At 69.2% G+C, this 23,227-nt stretch carries 17 protein-coding genes and 2 pseudogenes; 11 read left to right on the forward strand and 8 right to left on the reverse strand.

The window, feature by feature from the left end; all coding sequences use genetic code 11:
* The first annotated feature begins 425 nt into the window (after positions 1-425).
* From AOK11_RS12570 to AOK11_RS12580, 3 genes are all read left to right on the forward strand, one after another.
* Positions 426-1,310 (forward strand): aldo/keto reductase, encoded by an 885-nt coding sequence (locus AOK11_RS12570; protein ID WP_055593768.1) that lies wholly within the window; start codon positions 426-428, stop codon positions 1,308-1,310.
* Positions 1,311-1,376: 66 nt separating this feature from the next.
* On the forward strand, positions 1,377-1,748 hold the full coding sequence (locus AOK11_RS12575; RefSeq protein WP_055593769.1) for a DUF2255 family protein: 372 nt from the start codon (positions 1,377-1,379) through the stop codon (positions 1,746-1,748).
* A 42-nt stretch (positions 1,749-1,790) separates the two neighbouring features.
* Complete coding sequence (locus AOK11_RS12580) at positions 1,791-2,828, forward strand: alcohol dehydrogenase catalytic domain-containing protein (protein ID WP_107098566.1); 1,038 nt, start codon at positions 1,791-1,793, stop codon at positions 2,826-2,828.
* Positions 2,829-4,732: 1,904 nt separating this feature from the next.
* Here the strand turns inward: AOK11_RS12580 and AOK11_RS12585 are convergent.
* A complete protein-coding gene (locus AOK11_RS12585; RefSeq protein WP_055593770.1) occupies positions 4,733-5,458 on the reverse strand; it encodes a glycoside hydrolase family 11 protein in 726 nt (241 codons plus the stop codon).
* A gap of 364 nt (positions 5,459-5,822) precedes the next feature.
* On the opposite strand from AOK11_RS12585, the gene AOK11_RS46180 reads away from it, so the two are divergent.
* Positions 5,823-5,954: a hypothetical protein gene (locus tag AOK11_RS46180; RefSeq protein ID WP_276204817.1), complete on the forward strand. Its 132-nt coding sequence runs from the start codon at positions 5,823-5,825 to the stop codon at positions 5,952-5,954.
* Between the two features lie 517 nt (positions 5,955-6,471).
* On the opposite strand, the gene AOK11_RS12590 is transcribed toward AOK11_RS46180, so the two are convergent.
* Positions 6,472-9,312: an ATP-binding protein gene (locus AOK11_RS12590; RefSeq protein WP_055593771.1), complete on the reverse strand. Its 2,841-nt coding sequence runs from the start codon at positions 9,310-9,312 to the stop codon at positions 6,472-6,474.
* A gap of 337 nt (positions 9,313-9,649) precedes the next feature.
* Here AOK11_RS12590 and AOK11_RS12595 point away from each other — a divergent pair, with 337 nt between their 5' ends.
* The 4 genes and pseudogenes from AOK11_RS12595 to AOK11_RS12610 form a co-directional block, all read left to right on the forward strand.
* The gene (locus AOK11_RS12595) at positions 9,650-10,597 is read left to right on the forward strand and encodes an MBL fold metallo-hydrolase (protein ID WP_055593772.1); all 948 of its coding nucleotides are present in this window, start codon (positions 9,650-9,652) and stop codon (positions 10,595-10,597) included.
* Between the two features lie 32 nt (positions 10,598-10,629).
* Positions 10,630-11,148 carry an SRPBCC family protein gene (locus AOK11_RS12600; protein ID WP_055593773.1) on the forward strand — a complete coding sequence of 173 codons (519 nt, stop codon included), beginning with the start codon at positions 10,630-10,632 and terminating at the stop codon, positions 11,146-11,148.
* An 88-nt stretch (positions 11,149-11,236) separates the two neighbouring features.
* Positions 11,237-12,724: a carboxylesterase/lipase family protein gene (locus AOK11_RS12605; RefSeq protein ID WP_055593774.1), complete on the forward strand. Its 1,488-nt coding sequence runs from the start codon at positions 11,237-11,239 to the stop codon at positions 12,722-12,724.
* Between the two features lie 1,244 nt (positions 12,725-13,968).
* A pseudogene (locus tag AOK11_RS12610) lies at positions 13,969-14,944 on the forward strand (PP2C family protein-serine/threonine phosphatase); the annotation flags it as partial.
* Between the two features lie 67 nt (positions 14,945-15,011).
* Here AOK11_RS12610 and AOK11_RS43400 read toward each other — a convergent pair.
* The 3 genes from AOK11_RS43400 to trhA all read right to left on the reverse strand — a co-directional run bounded on the left by AOK11_RS43400 (position 15,012) and on the right by trhA (position 16,585).
* Positions 15,012-15,176, reverse strand: coding sequence for a hypothetical protein (locus AOK11_RS43400; protein ID WP_167353787.1), 165 nt, complete (start codon positions 15,174-15,176; stop codon positions 15,012-15,014).
* 36 nt (positions 15,177-15,212) lie between these two features.
* Positions 15,213-15,569: a PRC-barrel domain-containing protein gene (locus AOK11_RS12615; RefSeq protein ID WP_055593775.1), complete on the reverse strand. Its 357-nt coding sequence runs from the start codon at positions 15,567-15,569 to the stop codon at positions 15,213-15,215.
* Positions 15,570-15,799: 230 nt separating this feature from the next.
* Positions 15,800-16,585 carry a PAQR family membrane homeostasis protein TrhA gene (gene trhA / locus AOK11_RS12620; RefSeq protein ID WP_240497321.1) on the reverse strand — a complete coding sequence of 262 codons (786 nt, stop codon included), beginning with the start codon at positions 16,583-16,585 and terminating at the stop codon, positions 15,800-15,802.
* Between the two features lie 265 nt (positions 16,586-16,850).
* On the opposite strand from trhA, the gene AOK11_RS12625 reads away from it, so the two are divergent.
* Positions 16,851-17,411, forward strand: a complete 561-nt coding sequence (locus AOK11_RS12625) for a hypothetical protein (RefSeq protein ID WP_206188826.1) — start codon at positions 16,851-16,853, stop codon at positions 17,409-17,411.
* Positions 17,412-17,862: 451 nt separating this feature from the next.
* Here AOK11_RS12625 and AOK11_RS12630 read toward each other — a convergent pair whose 3' ends face one another.
* Together AOK11_RS12630 and AOK11_RS12635 are read right to left on the reverse strand one after the other, a co-directional pair.
* Entirely contained in the window at positions 17,863-18,066 is a 204-nt protein-coding gene (locus AOK11_RS12630) for a cold-shock protein (protein ID WP_019072426.1), read from the reverse strand.
* 241 nt (positions 18,067-18,307) lie between these two features.
* Positions 18,308-18,643, reverse strand: coding sequence for a helix-turn-helix domain-containing protein (locus tag AOK11_RS12635; RefSeq protein WP_055593778.1), 336 nt, complete (start codon positions 18,641-18,643; stop codon positions 18,308-18,310).
* Between the two features lie 2,418 nt (positions 18,644-21,061).
* Here AOK11_RS12635 and AOK11_RS12645 point away from each other — a divergent pair.
* Positions 21,062-21,457, forward strand: a pseudogene (locus tag AOK11_RS12645) (nucleotidyl transferase AbiEii/AbiGii toxin family protein); the annotation flags it as partial.
* Between the two features lie 370 nt (positions 21,458-21,827).
* Positions 21,828-22,352 carry a hypothetical protein gene (locus AOK11_RS12650; RefSeq protein ID WP_157869344.1) on the forward strand — a complete coding sequence of 175 codons (525 nt, stop codon included), beginning with the start codon at positions 21,828-21,830 and terminating at the stop codon, positions 22,350-22,352.
* Positions 22,353-22,361: 9 nt separating this feature from the next.
* Here the strand turns inward: AOK11_RS12650 and AOK11_RS39710 are convergent.
* Positions 22,362-23,179 (reverse strand): IS5 family transposase gene (locus AOK11_RS39710; protein WP_420902985.1). Its coding sequence is split into 2 segments (ribosomal slippage): positions 22,362-22,846 and positions 22,846-23,179, totalling 819 coding nucleotides; the frame shifts between segments, so codons are not numbered across the junction.
* Positions 23,180-23,227: the final 48 nt, after the last annotated feature.

The raw sequence follows: 23,227 nt of genomic DNA on the forward strand, positions 1-23,227 counted from the left end.
CGTGCCGACATCTTCACGTCAGGTCTGTCCGAGCGGGCCTGCGAGGTACTGCCAGTACCCGGAAGAGCAGTGACTCCCGCTCGTGGGCCGACGTGCAGTTACCCGGGAAAGGCCGGAAACTGGCGGTCCGAGACCGGGCCTGGAATCACAGCCGACTCGAAGGAACACCGTGCGCGCAGCACCCGCCTACGGGGCCGGCGACGTCCGTGCCGGGCACGTCGCCGACCCGAGCCGTCCGGGCGCCCCCCATGTGCCGAGTGACGCAGGGGTCACCATGCCGTCTCCACCGGCCGTGCGGCCGCCGACATCGCGTCCCGCTCGGACGCGGCCCTGACCGGCTCGGCCGTCCTGCTCACGCCGTCGATCGTGACCGTACTCACCCTGATCGTGCCCGCACGGGCCACCCGGAACGAAAGGTCCCTGTGATGCAGACCCTCACCCTCAACAACGGCGTCGAGATGCCCGCCCTCGGGCTCGGCGTCTTCCAGACCCCGCCGAACGAGACCCGGGCCGCCGTCACGGCGGCGCTCGACCTCGGCTACCGGCACATCGACACCGCCGCCGCGTACGGCAACGAGCGCGAGGTCGGCCAGGCCGTCCGCGACTCCGGGGTGCCCCGCGAGGAGATCTTCGTCGAGACCAAGGTCTGGATCAGCGACTACGGCTACGACGAGACCCTGCACGGCTTCGACAAGAGCGCCGCCAAGCTCGGCGTCGACCGGATCGACCTGCTGATCCTGCACCAGGCGCTGCCGTCGGACTTCGACAAGACCCTCGCGGCCTACCGCGCCCTGGAGAAGCTCCTGGCCGACGGCAAGGTCCGCGCCATCGGCGTCAGCAACTTCATGGTCGATCACCTGACCGCGCTGCTCGACGCCACCTCCGTCGTGCCGGCCGTCAACCAGTTGGAGATCCACCCCTACTTCCAGCAGCGCGCCGTCCTCGACTTCGACGACCGGCACCACATCCTCAACCAGGCGTGGTCCCCCATCGGCGGGATCACCTTCTACCCGGGCTACGGCGAGAACCGCAAGAGCGTCCTGCAGGATCCGGTGGTCATCGGCATCGCCGAGGCGCACGGCAAGAGCCCGGCCCAGGTGCTGCTGCGTTGGGGCCTCCAGCACGGCCGCTCGGTGATCCCCAAGTCGACCAAGCGCCACCGGATCGCCGAGAACATCGACGTCTTCGACTTCGAACTCACCGCGGACGAGATGAAGGCCCTCGACGGCCTGGAGACCGGCCGCCGCGGAGGTCCCGAGCCAGAGAACGTCACCCTCGCCGCCTTCGGCCGCGCCATCCCCGAAGCCTGACATCACCTCCCAGCCGCACAGAGGACACAGAGGACACAGAAACAGAGGACACAGAAGGTGAGGACCATGATCACCTGGAACGACTCGGACCTGCAGAAGATCGGGACGGCGGAGGAACTGGACCTGGAGTCCGAACGCGCCGACGGCACTCTCCGCGGCCCGGTGACCATGTGGGTCGTACGGACGGGCGACCACGTCTACGTCCGCTCGGTCAAGGGCGTGAACGGCCCCTGGTATCGGGGCACGCAGTCCCGCCACCAGGGCCGCATCACGGCCGGAGGCGTCCAGGCCGACGTCGCCTTCCGCGCGGCGGGGCCCGGCGAGTTCGCCGACGTGGACGCGGCCTACCGGGAGAAGTACGGGCGGTACACGAGCATCGTCGAGCACGTGCTGACCGAGCGGGCCCGCGCCTCCACCCTGCGCCTCGAACCCCGCTGATCCCCGGCCACCCCCTGATCGTCACCGCTAGGAGGAACGCTCGTGCGAGCCACCTTCTTGTACGAAGCCGGCGATGTCCGCGTCCAGGACGCCCCCGACCCGGTCATCGAGCAGCCCACCGACGCGATCGTCCGCGTCCTGCGTTCCTGCGTGTGCGGCAGCGACCTGCACCCGTACCACTCCCTGACGGCCGCCGACGGCCCGGTGCCGATGGGCCACGAGTTCCTCGGCACCGTCGAGGAGACCGGATCCGAGGTCTCCGGCCTCCAGCGCGGCGACCTGGTCGTGGCGCCCTTCGCCTTCGCCGACAACACCTGCGAGTTCTGCCGCGCCGGCCTGCACACCTCCTGCCCCGACGGCGGCTTCTTCGCCGCCGCCGGCGTCGGCGGCGCCCAGGCCGAGGCCATCCGTGTCCCCCAGGCACAAGGCACCCTGGTCAAGCTCCCGAACGACGTGGACGAGGCACTCCTGCCCTCCCTGCTCACCCTCGCCGACGTCTACGGCACCGGCTACCACGCCGCTCACCAGGCCCAGGTCAAGCCCGGCGACTCCGTCACCGTCATCGGCGACGGCGCCGTCGGCCTGCTCGCCGTGCTCTCCGCCGGACAGCTCGGCGCCGAGCGCATCATCCTCATGGGACGCCACGAGGAACGTACCGACCTCGGCCGGTACTTCGGCGCCACCGACGTCATCGCCGAACGCGGCGACGAGGGCATCGCCAGGGTCCGCGACCTCACCGGCGGCCACGGCACCCGCGCCGTCCTGGAAGCCGTCGGCCACATGCCCGCCTACGAGATGGCCATCGGAGCCGTCCGCCCCGGCGGCGTCATCAGCCGCGTCGGCGTCCCCCAGTACGAGGACGCCCCCGTCGGCTTCGGGAGCCTCTTCGGCCCGAACGTCACCCTCACCGGCGGCCCGGCTCCCGTCCGCGCCTACATCGAGAAGCTGCTGCCCGCCGTCCTGGACGGCACCCGCGACCCTGGCCGCGTCTTCGACCGCACCCTCACTCTGGAGCAGACCCCTGACGGCTACCGCGCCATGGACCGGCGCGAAGCCCTCAAGGTTCTCCTCGCCCCGTGACACCCGGAGCGGCGCGGCGACGACAACGAAGTCACCGCGTGCACGATCAGCGCATGCACTCCCAAAAGCCTCCGCCGCCCCGGTCCGGAATTCCCGCGGGGACGCAGTACGTCGTGATCGCTGGCGGCTCCGGTGAGGCCGGGTGGCCCGGGGCGGCCCGGGGACCTCTCCTGCTGCCCAGCGATCGTGGCCAAGGCTCCGCCATGACGAGCATCCCGGGCTCCGCGGACACCGGCCCCCGGGCACCTTCACGATCCGTACTGCTCAGTGGGCTCGACGCTCACCCTCCCGGCGAAGACCGCCGCAGCATGCTCGCCACCCCTGCCCTCCTGGCTGAAACCGCAGGTCGGAGCAATGTGTCCGGCATGCCGCGCACTCCACGTCGTGCACCCACGGAAACAGGTCGATCCGACCAGCCCGAGATCGACAGGAGCAGGAGAAGCTGCAGGTCAGGAGCCCTTTGCGGCAGGCTCCAGGATCGCCACGCACTCCACGTGGTGCGTCATCGGAAACATGTCACCCTGGACGCAAGCGGGAAAACAGCAGGTCAGAGATGCTTTTGGGGCCCGAGTGAGGGCCGTCGGGCGCCCGGAGCGTCAAACGAGCGTCACGGCCCTACATCGGTTCGGCACCGGCGATCTGGCGCGTCACGACTCCCTGCGCAGCACCTCCCCCGGTACGGAGCCTCACGTCGGTGGAGACGCGTCGGTGCGCACGAGAGGCCCGCCGTCGAAGGGGCAGTGTGATCGAAATCCACTGACGAGACCGCTCCGGGCCTGGAAGGCGTGTCCTGCCTGTTGCTCACCGCCCGGGACGGAGCAACCTACTTTGATCCTCCTGGACACGAACATGCCGCTCAGGGCCGGGCGAGCCGTGAATTGCATACCTGACCTCGACCTTCGCCTCCGATGATCGGCCTATCCGACCCAGAAGGGCTGTGGCAATTCCTCGGGGAGAACGCTCGCGCTGCCACCCTCTACATAACCCTGATGCGTCTCCACCCGGGACACGGTGTCGAGGTCTGGCGCGCATAAGGTCGGTGTGTGCCGCAAACGGCTGGGCCTGCCGTGCGCGGTCAGCACGATCCGCGCCCCTTCCGCCTGACGCCCTCCGCGCCCCTTGGAAGGTGCCGGGAGGCGGTCGGCTTGGTCAGGCCTGCCGCCTCCCGTGGGGATTCAGGAGACGCGCTTCATCACGCTCCGACCGCCGGTCCCGACGACTGACGGTGGACCGACCTGACCAGTCCGTCGGCCAGGTACGAGGTGGAGTCCGGCTGTGGAGTTGGAGGCCGTCGTCCACAGGTCGGGGACTCCGTCGCTGTGGGAGTCTCCTGTCGCGGTGATCAGCGGGCGGGCGGCAGTTGTCCAACCGGTGGCGTACGCGGTGCGGTTGGCCATGGTTCCCGCGGGAGGCTGGTTCGGTGCCAGCGGTGTCGGGAGTGCCGTCTCCGTCAGCGTCACCACTGCTGCGGCCGTGGTACGTCCAGAGTTCCCGTGGAGGTGTCCCGGGCGATGAGGTCAGTGAATCCGTCACCGTCGATGTTCCCGGACGAGGCGATCTGCATCCGGGACCGGCCGCCGGTGCCGATGAGGTACCCGGACTGGAGCGTGTTGCCGAACCATGCCGAACCATCTGGGCAGGGACCTGAACCAGTCCGGGAATCGGTGGAGGCTCTATGCGTTGACTCCAGCTGCCGGTTGGGGGCTGGTGTTGAACGTAGTGGTTGGTCTCGTGCTCGTGGGGTGGGATGTCGCCGATCGCTGTGTGGAAGTGCTGGTTGTCGAACCGGTCGACCCTCCCCCAGCCTTCGGCCGGGGGCGCTCCCGCCGCGGTGGCGAGTTCGCCACGGCTGCGGGACCCGCCACGAGGACGGAGCCCGCAGCCGGTTGTTCGCCGGACAGAGGTCAGCCGCTGACCGTGATGTTCGAGCTTCCGCTGCTCTGGTAACCCTCGGTGGCCATGATCATGTAGTACCTGAACTGGCCCATGTTCATGCCCGCGCGCGCCCAGGCGTCGAAGTGGTTGCCAGTGGTGATGGTGCCGGAGCCGCTGGTCACCTTCGACTGCCGGACGCTCCAGTACTGGTCGAAGGTGCGGGTGCCCTCGACGGACGGGGCGTTGTACCGCGTCGTCTTGTAGATGTCGTACGTGCCGCCGTCGCTGTAGACGGTGCCCCTGTACTCGCCGGTGGGCCGGTAGCTGCCCCAGTTGTCGACGATGTAGTACTCCACCAGGGGGTTCGACGTCCAGCCGTAGAGGCAACCGTAGCCGTTGCCCGACGGGTTGAAGTAGCCGGTGTAGCGGACCGTCCTGCGCCCGCCGGTGTTCCAGCCCTTGCCGGCGACGAAGTTGCCGCAGTTGGTCCACCGGGTGCTGTAACTGCCGCCGCCGTTGAGCGTCATGGAGACGGAGCCGCCGCCGTCGGTCCAGAACGAGTAGTACATGCCGTCGTAGCCGGTCTGGTTGGTGGTGATGGTGGTGGCGGCGTGGGCGGTGCCGGGCAGCAGCAGTCCGGACGCGGTGGCGAGCGCGACGGTGCCGGCGCCGCCGAGGAAGCCTCGTCGGCTCAAGCCGCTGAAGGGAGCGGGGTTCTGCTGGATCTGGTCCTGCTGCGTGCCGTCCTGCTGCATGCGTCCTCCCGATGAAGGCTGGTGGGGGGGCGGGCGGCTTCTGCTGCCCGCGGCCTTGCATGGAACACGGCGGGGGTCGCCCGTCGTCGTGCCGCAACGACCGACCGCCATCCCCGGCCACATGACGCGAGGGGAACGACGTTCTCCTGTCGTTCGGTGGCCACAGTTTTCGCAAAACGCCATGATCCTGTCAACAGTTTCGACAGCCTTTCGGAAATATTTCTTTGACAGAAGAGGTCTTGGCGAGTACGTCTTCGCTGGTCAAGCTAACTCTCACGCGAACTGCTGTGAGGGATGGAGTGAGATAAGGAAGAGACGTAACGCAAGCATGTGCGCGACCTTCGAAACTTTCGAACGAGCGTGGATGCGACTGCGGCGGCCCCGCTGGGAACGACTACGCGCGAACGGCCTGGCCTGGGCCACCACGTACGACGCGGCGAAACCCGCGACCGTCGCCCATGTCGAGGTGCGGTGCCGCGCGCGGACCGCGGACTGAATCGAGGTACCGGCATCCGGCAGACCAGCAGCACCCATCCACCTGATGCCCGATCAGGTCGAGCGTCACATGAGCGTCGAGGCGATGTACTCCCGTCCATGCGGAATCGGGGCCTTGCATCCGTGATCCCACACACAAGCCTGGGAAACAGCAGATCGGCAGCACTGTCCGACACCTCGACACAGTCCACGTCACGCGCCCGCGGAAACAGGTCGGGGCCACCGCCCGAAGCTAGCAGGAACAGAAGAAACAGCAGATCATAAGCCCTTTGCGGCAGGCTCCAGGATCGCCACGCACTCCACGTGCGACGTCATCGGAAAGACGTCACAGCGTGCGCTGCAACGAAAACCGCAGGTCATGACCATTCTTCGACCCTCACTTCCCACGATTCAAGGCTCGGAGCGTCAAACGAGCGTCATGCCTCCCGCGCATTGATCCTCCGCTCACGGCGCGGTACCGACAGGACTGCCTCTTTCCCCGAGATCCCGGCCGGACCGCCGGCCGTGGTGCGCGGCGATCATGCCCCGCCCCTCGCGTCGATGTCTCGACCCGCCTCTCTGTCAGCGGTCATGGCATCGACCACATGCCTCAGTTGGGAGCGCACGGTGATGCCCAGCTTGGGAAACGCCCGGTAGAGGTGCGAGCTGACGGTACGCGGGGACAGATACAGCTTCTCGGCCACCTCACGGTTGGTCAGTCCGAGCGCCGCCAGCCGCACGATCTGCTGCTGCTGCGGGGTGAGGCCGGCGAAGGCGTCCGGTTTCGTGGTGCCGCTCTGGGCACCGGCGGCCCTGAGTTCGGACTGGGCCCGCGCCACCCAGGGCTGCGCGGCCAGCCGCCGGAAGACGGCCTCGGCGTCGACCAGTGGCGGACGGGCATCGGAGATACGGCGGCGGCGGCGCAGCCACTCCCCGTACGCGAGCAGCGCCTGGCCACGCTCGAAAGGCCGGCGGGCGAGCGCGGGAGTCTCCAGAGCCGCCGTGAAGTGGTGCTCGGCCTCCTCGGCGGGGGCGAGCGCCGCCCGGCTCAGACGGACCAGCGCGGCCCTGCGCGGCGCCAGCGCGCCCGCGTCCGCCAGGGACCGCTCGACTCCGTCCACGATCCGGGTGGCCTCCTCGCGACGGCCGACCCGGGCCGCGGCAGCCGCCAGCTCGGGCAACGCCGGGTAGGAGAGGTGGTAGTGCGTGGGGTTGCCCCGGTCGTCGAAGAGCACACGGTAGTGCTGGTGGGCGGTCTCGTGATCGCCTTCCACGGTGGCGGCGGTGCCCAGCGCGCGGTGGGCGAGAACGAGGACAGAACGGCTCTCCCGCGGGTCGACGAGCGAGAGGGCGTACCGCGCCCGGGCGTGTGCCCTGGCCACGTCACCGCGCAGCGCGCACAGCAGCGCCTCCGTCGCGGCGGCACAGGCCGCGGCATGATCGAGACCGACCGACGACGCGACGGCCGCGAGTTCGGCGCAGGCCGTCTGCGCACGGGCCCACCGGCCCTGTTCCAGATAGGCGAGGGCGGCTACCCCGCCGAGGCCGTCCGGCAGCGGTCCCTGCGAGGTCCACGAGGCAAGCGCCGCGTCGTACGTACGCGCGGCCAATTCCGTCTCGTCCAGCAGCCAGGCCGCGGCGGCGAGCAGGATCAGCGTCTGCGGTTCCTCTCGCGCGACCGCGGCCAGGGCGGGCAGCCGCAGGGCGAAGCGCGCGTCGGCGGCGTCCGGATGCGCGACGACCCCGGCCCAGCCCGCCAGGAGCGTCTCCCGCTCTCCGAGCCGGTGGCCGGGGGGCGCCGAGGCCAGGGGCAGCAGGCGTTCGATCTCGTACAACTGGGCCGCGTCACCGGAGTAGAAGCGCACCACAGCGGCGGCGGCCAGGGCCTCCAACGCCGCTGCGGGATCGGTGTCGGCCAGGGCGGCGGCGGGGCGCATCAGTTGTCCGAAGGCGGCGTTGTGCGAGCTGGTCAGCGTCATGATCCGGCCGACCTGAAGGGCGGCGAGGGCCGCGGCCGTCGGGTCGTCGGTGCCGGCGCGGGTGCGTGCGGCCAGCCGTTCGACGGAGTCGAGCCTGCCGGTCAGGACCGCCGCACTGGTCGCGGCGGCCAGCAGCCGGGTGCTCTCGTCCCGGTCGGGGTGCAGGTCCGCGGCCCGTTCCAGCATGTGGGCGGCAGCCGCGTAGCCGCTGCGGTGACGTGCCCGGTTCGCGCTGCCTTCAAGTTGGGCCGAGACCGCCGCGCTCAGCCCGGAGGTAGCGGCGGCAAGGTGCCAGGCGTGCCGGTCGGGATCCTGGTCGCCGAACAGCTCGGCCAGCCCCAGGTGCGCCGCGCGCCGCTCCTCGGCGGGGGCCGTGTGGTAGATCGCGAGGCGGGAGAGCGGGTGATCGCAGCGCAGTCGTCCCCCGCTTCGCCGGACGAGTCCGGCCTCCTCGGCGGGCGCCCACACCGGATCGCCGATGTCGGGAAGCCAGGACAGCACGGTGTGCGACGGGTCCTCGTTGTCGACGGTGGCCAGGCGCACCACCGCGCGGCGCGTCTCGGCGGGCAGTGCGGCCAGACGGTCGGCGTAGACCCGCCCCAGCCGTTCGGTGACCGGAAGCGGGCCGTAGATCGTGCGGGACGTGCTGTCGTGGTCGCCGGCGGCCCGGGCCAGTTCCACCAGGGCGAGGGGGTTGCCCTCGGCCTGGTCGAGGATGGACGCCCGGGTGAGTCCGGCGGGCACCCGCGGTTGGAGGTCCAGCAGCCGTTCCGCCGCGCCGCGGTCGAGGGGCTCCAGGGTGAGGGTCGGTTCCTGAACGGCGAGCCCGCGCAACGTGGGGTCCCTGGTGGCGACCAGCAGCGTCACCGGTTCGCCGGCCAGACGCCGGGCGACGAAGGAGAGAGCGTCCAGCGAGGCGCGGTCGGCCCACTGGGCGTCGTCCACGACCACCAGCAGCGGGCGCTCGGCGGCGAGGTCCGACAGCATGGTGAGGACCGCTGTCCCGATGAGCATCGGGTCCGGCGCCTCGCTTCGCTCCGCCACTCCGAAAGCGACGTGCAGCGCCCCGCGCTGCCTGAGGGGCAGGGCGTCGATCCGCCCGCGGACCGGACGTAGCAGCTGGTGCAGCCCCGAGAACGCCAGGTGGGTCTCGGACTGGCTGCTGTCGGCCTTGAGTACCCGGCCGCCGTCCGCGGCGAAGCGCGCCACGACCGCCTCCACCAGGGTGGTCTTGCCCGCTCCGAACCCTCCCACCACGGTCAGCAGAGCGTGCACCGGCCTCGTCACGGGCTCCGCCGCACGCGGCGCGGTCACCGCTGCGACCAGCCTGTCCAACTCGGCTCCCCTGACCACGGCGGTGCCGCTGCGGCCGCAGGCGGTTGTCACTGTGTACTCGTCCACCGGTTCTCCAGACGTGGCGGGATCTTCCAGGGCTCAACGCCTCCGATCACCGCATCCCGCGCATCGACGCTACCAGGGCGTTCTCGGTGTACCCCGGGTGCAGTCACATGACGGACGGCGCCTGCGGTCGGTGCCCCAAACCCTGCGGCCCGCCGTGGACATGAAACCCCATGCGGCCGGCCTACTGCTCCCCACCGCCTCGCTCACCACGCGCCTGCCCGTCCGCACCGCGGACGGCCCCGGGCCCGCCCCCGGAGAAGTGCAGTCACGTGTCCGATACCCCCGAGGCACCGCATGCTCGCAGGCTGGAAGACGTCCGAACCTTCGAAGGAGAACAATGTCCCCCCTTGCCTCCCCGTCCTCCGAGACCGGGACGCCGACGGTGAGCACCATCGAACTCGGTGATGTGCGGATCCACCGCGTCATGGAGTACTCCGACACCACTCCGATGACGACGGATGTCTTCTTCCCCGGCAGCAAGCCCGAGGAGTGGCAGCGGCACACCGAGATGCTGGCGCCCCACCACTGGGAGCCGGACACCGATCTCACCCGTGCCGCGACCCAGTCCTGGGTGCTGCGCAGCGAGGGCAGGATCATCCTGATCGACACCGGCGCGGGTAACGGCAAGTACCGCCCGCTGCAACCGATCTGGTCCTATCTGAACACCGACTACCTGGCGAATCTCGCCGCTGTCGGCGTGCGGCCCGAAGACGTCGACATCGTCGTCAACACCCACCTGCACGACGACCACGTCGGCTGGAACACCCGGCTCGAAGGCCGCGACTGGGTCCCCACCTTCCCCAACGCGACCTACCTCATGCCGCAGCGTGACTTCGAGTACTGGAGGCCCGAGAACCTCCACAACACGGTATTCGGGCGGGGCAACCAGAACGTCTACGAGGACAGCATCGACCCGGTCGTCGAGGCCGGTCTGGTGGAGACCTGGGACGAGTCGTACACCATCGACTCCCACCTCCGCCTCGAACTGGCATCCGGCCACACCCCCGGCGCCTCGATCATCCACCTGGAGTCCGGGGGCGACCGCGCGATCTTCGCCGGCGACCTCCTGCACGGCGCGATCCAGGTGCACGAGCCGCACATCAACAGCTGCTTCGAAGAGGACGAGGACGGTGCTCGCGCCAGCCGTGCGCGCATGTTCGCGCACGCCGCGGACAACAACTCCCTCGTGTTCCCGGCGCACCTGCCCGGACACGGTGCCTTCGAAATGCGCCGCCGGGGTTCCGGCTTCGAGCTGACCAACTGGGCGCCGTTCTCCCGCACCTGATCCGACCGCCCGTCCTTCAAGGAGGAACCCCCATGTCCACCACGTTGCCCAGGAACCCGGAGAACACGACCGCGGTCCTCGACGTGTCCGGCTACCGCGTCACCCGACGAGCCTGGGTCGCGGCCGATCCAGGGCGGGCGTACGACCTGCTGAGCACCGTGTCGAACATCGGTCGATGGAGCCCCGACGCGATCCGCGCCCAGTACGAGGAAGGCGCCGGAGCATGGGCGGGAGCCTGGTTCCGGGGCCGTAACCGGCGCGAGGGCGCAGAGTGGGACAGCCGTTCGCAGGTGCAGGAGGCCGTGCGCGGGGCCGAGTTCACGTACACCGTCCTCGGTTCGGCGCCCGTGCCCGTCGTCCGCTGGCGCTGGACCTTCACCCCCGACGGGTCGGGGACCCTGCTCACCCAGACGTGGCAACTGCTCGAGGCGGACCCCGTCCTCGGCTCCACCTACACGGACCTCGACACCCTGCGGGACGTCACCGCCGGGAGCATGGAGGACACCCTCGTGGCACTGGCCCGCTGGGTCTTCGACAACCCGGCGGTCTGAAACCGCACCGTCACGCACCCGGCAGCCTCCCCGGACAGCCGTACCGGACTCACCGACTCACGACTCACTGGCCGACAAGGAGAGTCCGTTGACCGACCGCAACCTCGTCGTTCGGACCGCGCAGGGCGCGGTCCGCGGCAGCCAGAGCGACGACCACGCCGTGTTCCTCGGTGTTCCCTACGCCGCGCCTCCCGTCGGCGCGGGCCGTTTCGCGGCCCCGCGACCGCACGATCCGTGGGAGGGGGTCCTGAACGCCACGGAATGGGGACCGACCGCACCGCAGGCGCCGCGCCGCCTCGGCGCACTGGAGATGACGGCCTACTTCGGGTCCGGATGGGTGCGAGGGCCGGACTACCTCACCGTCAACGTCTGGGCACCCCGGACCACGCGGCCCGGTGCGCCGGTCATGGTGTTCGTGCACGGCGGCGGCTTCGTCGCCGGTTCCAACCGGTCGTCCCTCTACGACGGCAGCCGCTTCGCCCGTGACGGCGTCGTGCTCGTCACCGTGAACTACCGGCTCGGCATCCCCGGGTTTCTCGACCTGCCCGGAGCCCCCCGCAACCGGGGTCTGCTCGACGTGCTCCAAGCCCTGCGCTGGGTGCGGGAGAACATCGCCGCCTTCGGCGGGGATCCCGGGAACGTCACGCTGTTCGGTCAGTCGGCCGGTGCCACCATCACCGGTGCCGTCCTGGCCGATCCCGCGGCAGAGGGACTCGTCGCGCGCGCGATCGTCCAGAGCGGCAACGGACGGGGGGCGTTCACGCCCGAGCAGGCGGCGCGGGTGACGGCCGGCGCGGCCGTGAAGCTGGGTGTCGCACCGCACGCCGAGGCGTTCGCGCGGATCACCGACGAACGTCTCGTCGAGATCATGCCGGGCCTGTCGGGGATCGACATGCGCACGGCGACCGCCAGCGATCCGCTCATCGGGCTCAGCCCGTTCAGCGTGGTGCTCGACCGTCAGCCCGCCGACGCCGTCGCCGACGGACCGGGCGCGAGCGTGGACCTGCTGATCGGCACGAACGCCGAGGAGGGCAATCTCTACCTGGCCCCGTTCGGCACGCTCGGCACGTCGACGATGGCCGACGTGGAGGCCACCGCCGCCCTGTTCCGCCCCAACCCCGCGCGGTATGTCGCGTCCTTCCGCCGCAGCCGTCCAGGAGGCACGGCCGGCGAACTGCGCTCCGCCCTCATCGCCGAGGCCCTGTTCGTCGCCGGCAGCCGCGACCTCGCCGACGCGCATGCCGCACACCCGGGCTCCCGCACCTTCCGCTACGAGTTCGCCTGGCGTTCTCCCGCTCTGGGCGGTGAACTGGGCGCGGCGCACACCGTCGAGGTGCCCTTCGTCTTCGATGTGACCGACCAGCCCGGTCTGCTCGGTCCCCACGCCCTGCTCGGTGCCGGGACGCCGCCGGCCGAACTCGCCACCCGCACACACGCGGCATGGATCGCCTTCGCCACGACCGGAGACCCGGGCTGGGCTCCGTACGAGCGCGGGAACGGACCACTCATGCGCATCGCGGAGGAGTGGGAGACCGTCCCGGGGCGGCGACCCGAACCGAGTCCGTCCGCGGGCTGACGGTCATGGCCGGCCTGTTCGATCAGCTCGACGACCGGCCCGTGCGCCAGGCCGTCCCGGTACATGGAGCGGGCCCGGTTCCCGATGGCCCCGTCAACGACGGCACCCGGGTCCTTGCCCTCCTCACGCAGTGCCGCGAGGTGCTCGTCGCTGCTCTCGACGGCGTAGGCGAGACGGCCAGCGCGGCGAGGTGGTACGAGCCACTCGAGACCTCGGACCACGGCGCCGTCCTTTGTGGCCCGGCCGGGCCACGCTCTCGGTTCCAGGACACGTGCGACCGAGGCAGCAGCTCGCGCCGCCGCCGAGGAAGTGCAGTCGGACGCCCGAACCGGAGACCTCGCCCCGTGCCGACAGCCCGGTCCGCGCGGCCCGGCCCGGAGAGGTCCGTGACTTCCGCTTCGAGCGTCATCCGAGCGTCAAGAGTCTCCGAATGAAACCCTGAAGGCGTCGCCGATGCAGGTGTCTCTCTTGTGGATTCGCAGGTCAGGAAGCTTTCAAGGGTCGATTCGTCCGCTCGAACCGCTGCACGGAGCGGAACAGGTCGAGCGACCCGCCTACGATATAAACCCGCAGGTCAGGCCCCTTTCTCAGCAGGCTCAAGAATAGCCACGCACTCCACGTGCGAGGTCATCGGAAAGACGTCCCAAGAACTGGAGGCGTGAAAACCTGCAGTTCAGCGGGGGTTAGGCCCACCTGGAGCCGGGCTCCGAGGCGGCCGGGGCGTCAAACGAGCGTCACGGTCATGCCAGGCGAGGGCGTGCAGGACCTCGCCCACCTGTACGGTCGCCTTCGCCCGCGACAAGACCAACGGCACCACCGAGGCGACCACGTTCGCCGACGGCGTCACGCAGCACCGCCTCATCGACCAGATACAGCAGGCAGCCAGCGGGGGTGCCCAGCATGGGCTCGCAGCATCTGAAGGCCGCAGCAGTCACCACGGGGCGCCGCCGGCGCCAGTGTGACACGAACTCTGGTGGGCCGGGTGACGGCGAGGCCCGGGCGTTCCACGCGGCGGCGGCGCCGGACCGTTCGACGAGCGGTTGGCCGCCAGGCGCATCCGTTCAGGGGCTTTGTGGGGCAATGACATCCGCCGCACCGGGCTTGGCGCCGGCCCCTCGCCCACCCGGGACTGAGTCCTGAGCGCCGGCGACCAGCGAGGAGTCACCGTGACCGCATGTGGGCCTGAGGAGGACGGTGGGCCGACCGCTCGTCCTCACGAGAACGGGGGTGACCGGGGCAGGGCGATGACCTTGGCGGGGACACTGGCGGCGGCGGAGACCGCAGCGCCCGTGGAGTCGCTCGACGTGGTCGCGCGCATGCTCAGGGAGCACCTCGGGGCCGCGTCGGTGTCGTTCCTGATCACCGACTTCACCGGCGGGTCGGTCGTACGGCTCGGGGCGGCGGGCAGCGTCGAGACCGCTGAGCCCGCCCGGCGCATCACCCTGCGGGGCACCCTGTACGACGACGTGATCCGCACCCAGCGGCCGAGCGTGGAGGACAAGAGCGAGGGCGCGCTGGTACGGACGTCGCCCCGGTGACCAACCGCGGGGACGCCATCGGGCTCCTGGAACTGTTCCTGCCCGCGGCGCCGGAAGCGGAGGTGATGCGGGCGATCGGCGAGACCGCGCACGTCCTGGCGTACGTCGTCATCGCGAACCGGTCCTTCACCGACGTGTACCAGTGGGGCCGCCGGACCATCCCGCTGAGTCTGGCCGCGGAGATCCAGCACCGGTTGCTTCCGGCTTCGCTGGCGTGCGAGGCGGCTCAGTTCGCGGTGGCCGGGGCGCTGGAGCCGACCGACCGCGTCGGGGGTGACACCTTCGACTACGTGATCGACCGGGACACGGTCCAACTCTCCGTCACCGATGCCATGGGGCACGATGTCGACGCCGCGCTGCTGGCCACCCTTCTGGTGGGCGCCCTGCGCCGGGCACGGCGGGCCGGTGCCGACCTGGCCGAACAGGCCCGCCAGGCCGACCGGGCCATGCGCGAGCACGGCCGCCAGGGCTACGTCACCGGCCGGCTCCTGCGCATCAGCCTGATCGACGGCAAGACCGAGTTCATCAACGCCGGGCATCCCTGGCCGCTGTGGATGCGGAACGGACAGGTGCGGGAGATCAAACCGAAGATCGATATGCCTTCGGCTTCCATGCCCTTCACAGCTACCGGGTCCAGTCGCTGGACCTGCGGCCAGGCGACCGGCTGGTGATGCTGAAGGACTGCTCCAGTAGCCCGCTTCGGGCGGCCCTTGGAGGGCAGAACGGGGTGCTCTGTCCGGGCGACCGCGTCACCGGGGCAGGCGCCTGCGGCGGCCCAGGCGCAGGCCGAGAAGGACGAAGTCGGCGACCAGGACCACCACACCGATGACCAGCAGGTAGAACAGACCCTTCGCCACCACTCCGATGATGCCGAGCACGATGGCCACAACGACCAGCAGGAGGAAGAGAGCCATGCGTGTCACCTCATGGGAGGGGAAGTTGGTGGGGCATCAGCGGCGGGCGAGGCGACGTTCGCCGCCCGCACCCGTCCGGTAGGCGAGCTCGTAGTGCGCGAAGACCGTCTTCTCGTCCTCCGCGAGCAGTTCGCCGTCCGTGCCGATCGAGGGCGCTTCCTTGACCTGCTTCTTGTCGTAGGCGACCTTCAGATAACCCGGACCGACCGTCGCGTCGGCCAGGGGGACGAACACCAGCCGGTGCCGGGTCGGCAGGCCGACCGTGACCGTCGCGAACGCGGGCCGGTCCGTGGCCGTGTCGACGTAGACCGCTTCCAGGACGCCGATCTTGTGCCGCTCATGGTCGACCACGTCGTGGCCTCGCCATTCCCTGATGTCTTCCGCCTCGAACACGGGGCCTCCTCCGTCGCAGGTCAGCTGAAGACCGCTGTCTCGTCTTTCTCTCGCTCCTCCCTCCTTACCTGTCCACGGAGCGTCACACCCTGGAGAGCAGCCCACTTGCGGGCCAGACGGCAGACGGCTTTCACCCGCGGGGCGATGCCTCAGCGACCGTCCGGCCCGTCGCGGCCCAGCGCACGGCAACATGGGCGATGAGCAGCACGGGCCGGAACACTGTCGCGGGGTCAGTAGGTGGCGAGGGAGATGGCGACATAGTGCGCGGTGAAGGCTGCCACGGTCAGGGCGTGGAACACCTCATGGAAGCCGAACCAGCGGGGCGAGGGGTCGGGTCGCTGGAGGGCGTAGACAACCGCGCCCGCGCTGTAGAGGAGACCACCCGCCACGATCAGGGCGAGTACGGCCACTCCGCCGGTGTGCAGGAAGTCGGGCAGGTAGCGCACCGGCGCCCACCCCAAGGCCAGGTAGCACGGGGTGTACAGCCAGCGCGGAGCTCCGACCCACAGGACCCGGAACGCGATGCCGGCCAACGCGCCCGCCCACACGATCCACAGCAGCATGGACCGCTGGTCCGGCGGGAGGAGGAGCACGGCCAGGGGCGTGCAGGTACCGGCGATGATCAGGAAGATGTTGGCGTGGTCGAGACGTCGTAGAAGAGCCTCGCCCAGCGGTCCCCAGGTGCCGCGGTGGTAGATGGCGCTCGTTGCGAACAGCAGCCAGGCGGTGACCGAATACACGACGCAGGCCAGGACTGCCTGCGGAGTACGGGCCAGGCAGATGAGTACGACGCCTGCGATCAGCGCGGCGGGGACCATTCCGGCATGGAGCCAGCCACGCAACCTCGGCTTGATCGGTTCGGCCAGGTCGGCCGCCCGCTCCACCAGAGCAGCAACCGAGTGAGCCTTCTCCCCGGCATGGTCGCCTTGTGATCCGCCGGGTAACCCGTCCTCACGGCGCTCTCCACGCGCTGAGGCGACGTGACCATACTCGACTTCAGCGGCGTCGCGGGACACAGCTTCTCGTCCTCTCTCGGGCACCTGGGCGTGACGGGCAGCCATGCGGTCATGCTAAAAGACCTCACTCCGACAGCATGAGGGGAGGTCGGTCCAGAACCCCAGGGCCACGTCGCCGGGCATGGGCTGGTTCGCGAGGGTGAACCCCAGCTCCGTAGACGCTGCCGCCGATAGGGCCTGCCGAAGCCGAATAGATCGGCTGGTCATGGGAACGATCAGGGCTCCAGAACGGGCATCTCCGCTCGCCTACGCACAAGGATCGCCGATGCTTCCTGAGGTCCGCCCCCACGTATCCGCCCCCCTGGCACACCAGCTGGAACATCAATTGGGTCTGGCTTCGCATCTCGAAGCCGGCCATCTCGATGTGGAGGGCGTCGCCGGCATCGCAGTCGTCGCAGCTGCCCACTCCGATGGCTATGCGGCCACCGGCCATCTCCTCGGGTTGCTGGCCGCGCTGCCTACCCCCACCAAGGCAGGAGAACGCTTCTGGTCGGACCTGTGGAGGTCATCGGGCACCGCGTACCTGCTCCCCGTCAACATCAAGGCTCGGGTGCTGCGTTCCCTGGCAGGAGAAGGAACCGCCCTGGCCCGACAGATCCTCTCGGCCGTCTATGAGATGACCCCACCCCAGCGCGTCGCGGCCGGGGAGGTGATCGGTCAAGCCCTCGCCGAGTCCGACCATCTTCCCGACCTCAAGACACAGGTCATCGGAGAACTGTGGCTCCGAGATCTCGAGCTCACCGCCTGGCGCGTCCTGCATGCAGACCGCAGGTCGGACGATCCGGCTGGACGGAAAGCCTTCCTCGACGCCTGGACCAGCGTCTGAACGTCTGCTCCTCCGGACAGCCACGCAGGGCACGCGGCACCCGAGCCGGCACGTGGCGCGCAGACCCGGCCCCGTATCCGTACTCATCCGGCTCGGTGCTGCTGCACCTTGCGAGCAACCCTGGTCACCGACGAACTGCGCGCCGGCGACCTGGACGTAACGTCGTGGCCCTCGGCTCAACGGCAACTCGACGGTGAGGCGGCCGAGTCCGGGACAACGCTTGGAGCGACCGAGTTCAGGAATTTTCCGGCCGAGGTCGCGTCGCCCCGGATGCACCTCAACGGATCGGGGCCGCGCAGCCATTGCTGCGCGGCCCCGATCCTGTGCACGACAGGTCCTGTAGGCGCCCGGCACGAGAACGGGTCCCCTTGTCCGGCTGAAAACACGGCCCGCACGGGCCGCGGCAGTCACCGGACGCGGAGTGCCCGGTCCCTCGGGCAAGGCTGCGAGGTCAGGCCGGGTTGATGTTCTCGGCCTGCGGGCCCTTTTGGCCCTGGGTGACGTCGAACGTCACGGCCTGGCCCTCCTGGAGCTCACGAAACCCCGAGGAGTTGATCGCGGAGTAGTGCGCGAAGACATCCGGGCCGCCCCCGTCCTGGGCGATGAAGCCGAAGCCCTTCTCCGCGTTGAACCACTTCACGGTTCCCGTAGCCATAGTCATGCCTTCCAGTCGATGAACGCCTCCCACTCCATGTGGAAGGCAAAGGTGATCGCCCTGGTTCCTGCGGCACAGCACAGCAAAACGCCCACACCAAGGCGTGGGCAAAGGGGAACTCCGAACCACGACAGCTGACGCAGACGCTACACGGCCGCACACCGCGTCACCACTGGAACGATCACGCCGCAGACCGGGACCGTGCGGGCGGTGTCCGCCGATACCGGCGGACACGCTCCTCTCATGCCGCAGCCGGGGGGTTGGGTGATCCGGCGGCGCGGCGGTGCTCGGCGTTGATGCGCTGGGCTTCTTCGAGCTGGTCTTCGAGGATGACGATGCGGCAGGCGGCCTCGACGGGGGTGCCGTGGTCGACGAGTTCCCGGGCGCGGGCCGCGATGCGCAGCTGGTAACGGGAGTAGCGGCGGTGGCCGCCCTTGGAGCGGAGCGGGGTGATCAACCCGGCCTCACCGATGGCGCGCAGGAAGCCCGGGGTGGTGCCGAGCATGTCGGCGGCTCGGCCCATGGTGTAGGCGGGGTAGTCGTCGTCGAGACGGCCGTACGAGTCGTCTGCTGTCACTTGCACCTCTCTCGGAACGCATGGAGGGGCCCTGGCACCATTGGCGCCAGGGCCCCGAAGGAACTGCTACACCATCTGCCGGCCCTAGTGCTGCGCCGGCCTTCTGTGTCCGCTGACCCGACCGAGATGCTGTCGGGGGTGCGGGGATCGCGGTTGCTTGACCGGAGACCACCTCACTATCGATGTCCTGCGGTACCCGGGTTCAAGGCTTCCGCCCGGGCGATCCTGATGGCGCTGAAGTCCTCCGTTCTTCCCTCTGGGATCAATCACTTACCTACTGCTGGTACTGCTCTCCTACGTACTGCTGGTGATGCGAACTGCTCCGTGGCCTGTGACAGCGCCACTCTCCGGCAGCCAGCCCCGTCGCCCGTCCTGCGTCTGCTCTGGCTTGGAACCCCACTGCCGAACCTCCCGGTGCGCGCGCCCGCAGCCGACGCCTTCACCGAGGTACTGCTCACTGACTTCACTGCTGAGTACTGCGCACTGCACTTACAGGTACTGCCACCGCGTTAACCGCGGCCCTGCTCACGGCGGCCCCTGATCACTGCGGGCCACCCGGTCCGGCCGTCAGTCCCGTCGCCGTCCTACGACAACCCTGGCTTCGGAACTCCACCACCGCACCGTCCTGCGCACTGCACCTGCGTGTACTGCTGCCCGGCAGTTCGTCTCTGCCGGGCCTTGCTCGATCTCGGCTACAAGAGAAACCATAACCACACCACCATCCAATGTCTACTCCGGCCGACATAGATTTCTGCGCGCTCGAACATGAGGTAACCCGCCTCGACCGGTCTCTTGATGGTCGGAGCAGCTCCGAAGCTCAGGTCCGGCGCTCGGAGTGACCCACAGCCGCGCAGTCCGTCGGGCTTCCCGGGGTGCCGCCCACTGCGCCACGGCTACCGTCGGCAGGTACCGGCCACCGCTGGGCATTCATGCTTTCGACCGTATCTACCGACAGGCCGGCCGGTGACGGGCGTGGCACGAGGGCCTGCGCCGGTCTTGACGGGCGTGGCCCGATGACCGAGCAGCTCGTGGAAGCGGTGCACGCCGGTGCTGGTGCCACGATTCGCAGACTGGCGCTCCTGCTGCCGAGTCAGCGCCACAACGGGGATCTGCTTCCTCAACCCGCGGGTACTCTCTCGTGTTCGCCCGGCTGCCCGTGCTCGCCCGACCGGTGGCGTCGCCTCGGATGGACCGCCTGATCGAACCCGGCGTGGGCCCCGACTCGATCAGGCCATGGGCCGGCACCTTGACACAGGCGGGACGCGGGCACACGGCAGCTTGCCGTCACACGTCGACCGTGGTCGTCGGTTTCTCCGGCAAGCACTGCGGCTCTGCCGGCCCTTCAGGAGACGTCCAGCAGCTCGTAACGGCGCCCTGGGGGCAGAACGCCGCGGGTACGACTACTCCCCCCGCTGACCGCCTGAGGGTCTGCGTCAGCGGTGGGTTGCCCCACCGGGTCGGCGAACGGGCCGCCACGGCCGCACGCTCCCTTGAGGACCCACTCGCCGAGATCGTGCCTGGTCGGCGGTGATGTCCTGGGGCAGTACTCAACGGGCGTCAACTGAGCGTCAAAGAATCCACGGAGATAGCCCGTCGCTGGCTGGCTGCGGCGATGGCTCCACCTGAACGTGCAGGTCAGGACACCTCAACAGCCAAGCTGTCCTACTCGTCCCGTTGCCTGTGTGGAAACAGGTCGAGCAGACCGACGACTTAGGAAAACGGCAGGTCAGAGGAGTTTCTTAGCCAGTTCCAGAATCGCCACGCACTCCACGTGCGAGGTCATCGAAAAGATATCGGCCTGAGCAAGCCAAGGAAAAGCCCAGGTCAGAGCCAGTTTCTCGGCTCGCTGTCCGCGTGCGGGCGCCCAGAGCGTCAAACGAGCGTCACGGCCGAGAGCCCGTCCCTGCTGCTCAGGGCAGAGGAGACTACGACAACCAGCTCACCGGCAGGATCCGCCTCGACTCACTCCGGACGCCGGCTCACTCATCATGCCCCGCACTACTTCTCGAGCCGCCATAATAGAGCTCCAGCCCACAGCAGCCCGTACCCGCACCTACGGACCTCTCCGGTACGGACGCCGAGGACCTCGCGCTGTACCGGGAGAAGTTCCGGCGACGTCTGCCGGAGGCGCTGGAGGAGCTGCACGGCCCCACCCACGGTGTCGTGGAGCTGCCACTGCACATGGCCTGGTCCGGGATGACCTCGTACGACATGGGCAAGCCTCGCCAGCGCATGGGCCTGTACCGCACCGTCCTGCACGAGGGCCTGCGCGACGACCTGCCCCGCTACCTCGACCAGGGCCTCCTCCTCCAGATGTGGCCGGTGCTGCGCACGCTCGCCGGTCGCACCGTGCGCTCCGTGTGGGAGGACGCCTTCCCCCCAGCTCGCCTCCCGCACTCGGGCAGCCGCGTGACGGACATGCCGGAGCTGCACACGCGGCTCCTGGCAGATGTGATCGCCCTCGGCTCCCCGTATCCCCTGGTCCTCACCGGTGGATACGCCGTGCGAGCGCACCGCCTCGTGACCCGCCCCAGCCAGGACCTCGATGTCGCCACCGAGAACCCGGCACCCATGGCCGACATCGCGGCCACGCTCCGCGCCGGCCTGGAAGCCCGCGGCTGGAAGGTGCACGCGCTGGAGACCGCCCCGCTGTCCGCCCGCTTCACCGTGACCGACCCGGCCACCGGACAGGACTGCGAAGTCGACATCCTCAAGGAAATCTTCTGGCGGCCGGTCGCCCAGAGCCCGTACGGGCCCGTCCTCGCGGAGGAGGACGTGATCGGGACCAAAGTCCGCGCCCTCGCCGACCGCGGCGTCTACTTCAAAGACCCCGCCGGCCACGCCATCGAACTGATCACCAAGCCCTACCTGTGAACCGAACCGCCCGAAAGGACCGCATGACCTGGAAGCGGCGGCAGACGGAAACGGGCTGGGTGTCCCTCGTAGGGCTCCCGTCAATACCGAGTCGGCAAGAACGGCACCGTGGAGGCGGCGGAGTACCGGGGATGGGTGCGTGCCCTGAGCACGTGCGTCCGGTCGACGGCGATCTCCATCCAGCGGTGCAGGACGAGGAAGCGGGCTGTGTTGGTCTGCGCTCGGACCAGCTCCGTCAGCGCGTCGATCTGTTTCAGGGGTTGGCGGAATCCAGCCGAGCAGTCGATGAATACGCCATAGAGTCCAGTTCATGGACAACTCGTTCGAGACGGTGTTGACGAACCACTGTCCGTTCCAGGGGCTACACCCTCTTCCTGAGGGAGCGGCCGGAATGATCACAGGGGACGAACACGGTGTCACAGAACTGCTCTTAGGAGTCTACGCCAGCTGCGAATACTGCAAGGAACATGCGGACGCGCGCTTCCAGTGCGACGCCGGGAACGGATACGTCCTTCTCTGCACGATGACCGCCATCTGGCTGTGCTCGTATGCACAGGTGCGCGCCTCTCAAGGGCTGCCTCCGGTCGGCACTGCGGACTTGCTGCTCCCTCCTCCCGTGCTCAGGGAGTTGAGTCCGCGGACGCGTAACGTTCTCCACAGCATCCTGTTGTTCCCTTGCGAGGCTCCCGGTGGTCAGCCTGCTGCTCAGCCGGATCCCTTGGACATGGCTGACGTGCTGATCAACCGCACCAACGGACTCGACCGCTGGGACATTTGGCGGGATGCGCTCGATGGAGCTGTGTCCATCGTGATGATGGAGGCATCTCGGGACTGAGAGGATGTCTCACGTGGTGAGTTTTGCGAGCTTCTTGTAGCAGGTCAGGGCCGCCGCGAGTCCGAGGAAGGCCAGGAAGTGGCTGCCCTTTCGCTCGTATCGGACGGTCAGGCGGCGGTAGCCGAAGAGCCAGGAGATCGACCGTTCGATCTTCCAGCGGTGCCGGCCGAGACGCTCGCTGGACTCGATGCCGGGCCTGGCGATGCGCGGGACGATGCCCCGCTCGCGCAGCCACTTCAGCCTCTCGGCGGAGTGGTACGCCTTGTCGGCGCGGAGCCTGCCGGGGCGGCGTCTGCGGGGACCGCGCCTCGAGCGGATGGCGGGTATGCCCAGGACCAGCGGCAGCAGTGCCTGGCTGTCGTGGACGTTCGCGCCGGAGACGCCAAGAGCGAGGGGTAAGCCTTGCGCGTCGGACAGTACGTGGAGCTTGCTGCCCTTCTTGCCCCGGTCGACCGGATTGCGCCCGGTCAGCGATCCCCCTTTTTCGCACGGACCGAGGCAGCGTCCACGATCGCCGAGGTCCAGTCCACCTCACCGCGGGCCCCGAGTTCGTCCAGGACGGCCCGATGCAGCCGCCGCCACAGCCCGTCCTTGGTCCAAGCGGAGAACCGGCGGTGCGCGGTGGCCGGCGAGACACCGAATGTCTCCGGCAGATGGCGCCAGGCACAGCCGCTGGTCAGCACGTACACCACAGCCGTGAACACCGCTCGCTCATCGACCGGGGCCGTGCCTCCGCCCTGCGGACGGGAAGTAAACGAAGGCAACAACGGTGCGACGAGCGACCAGAGTTCGTCAGGGACCAACCGCTGCGACAAACCAACAACCATGGCAAAGCATCATGCCGCATCCACCTAACGCCACGTGAGACACCCTCT

The sequence above is a fragment of the Streptomyces hirsutus genome (assembly GCF_001418415.1).
Classification (GTDB): domain Bacteria; phylum Actinomycetota; class Actinomycetes; order Streptomycetales; family Streptomycetaceae; genus Streptomyces; species Streptomyces hirsutus.

What these genes read in the sequence shown, in the direction of transcription:
- AOK11_RS12570 (WP_055593768.1), top strand. Translation starts at nt 426, where the DNA reads ATGCAGACCCTCACCCTCAACAACGGCGTCGAGATGCCCGCCCTCGGG.
- AOK11_RS12585 (WP_055593770.1), bottom strand. Translation starts at nt 5,458, where the DNA reads ATGCAGCAGGACGGCACGCAGCAGGACCAGATCCAGCAGAACCCCGCT.
- AOK11_RS12625 (WP_206188826.1), top strand. Translation starts at nt 16,851, where the DNA reads ATGCTTCCTGAGGTCCGCCCCCACGTATCCGCCCCCCTGGCACACCAG.
- AOK11_RS12575 (WP_055593769.1), top strand. Translation starts at nt 1,377, where the DNA reads ATGATCACCTGGAACGACTCGGACCTGCAGAAGATCGGGACGGCGGAG.
- AOK11_RS12595 (WP_055593772.1), top strand. Translation starts at nt 9,650, where the DNA reads ATGTCCCCCCTTGCCTCCCCGTCCTCCGAGACCGGGACGCCGACGGTG.
- AOK11_RS43400 (WP_167353787.1), bottom strand. Translation starts at nt 15,176, where the DNA reads ATGGCTCTCTTCCTCCTGCTGGTCGTTGTGGCCATCGTGCTCGGCATC.
- AOK11_RS12630 (WP_019072426.1), bottom strand. Translation starts at nt 18,066, where the DNA reads ATGGCTACGGGAACCGTGAAGTGGTTCAACGCGGAGAAGGGCTTCGGC.
- AOK11_RS12650 (WP_157869344.1), top strand. Translation starts at nt 21,828, where the DNA reads ATGGACAACTCGTTCGAGACGGTGTTGACGAACCACTGTCCGTTCCAG.
- AOK11_RS12600 (WP_055593773.1), top strand. Translation starts at nt 10,630, where the DNA reads ATGTCCACCACGTTGCCCAGGAACCCGGAGAACACGACCGCGGTCCTC.
- AOK11_RS46180 (WP_276204817.1), top strand. Translation starts at nt 5,823, where the DNA reads ATGCGACTGCGGCGGCCCCGCTGGGAACGACTACGCGCGAACGGCCTG.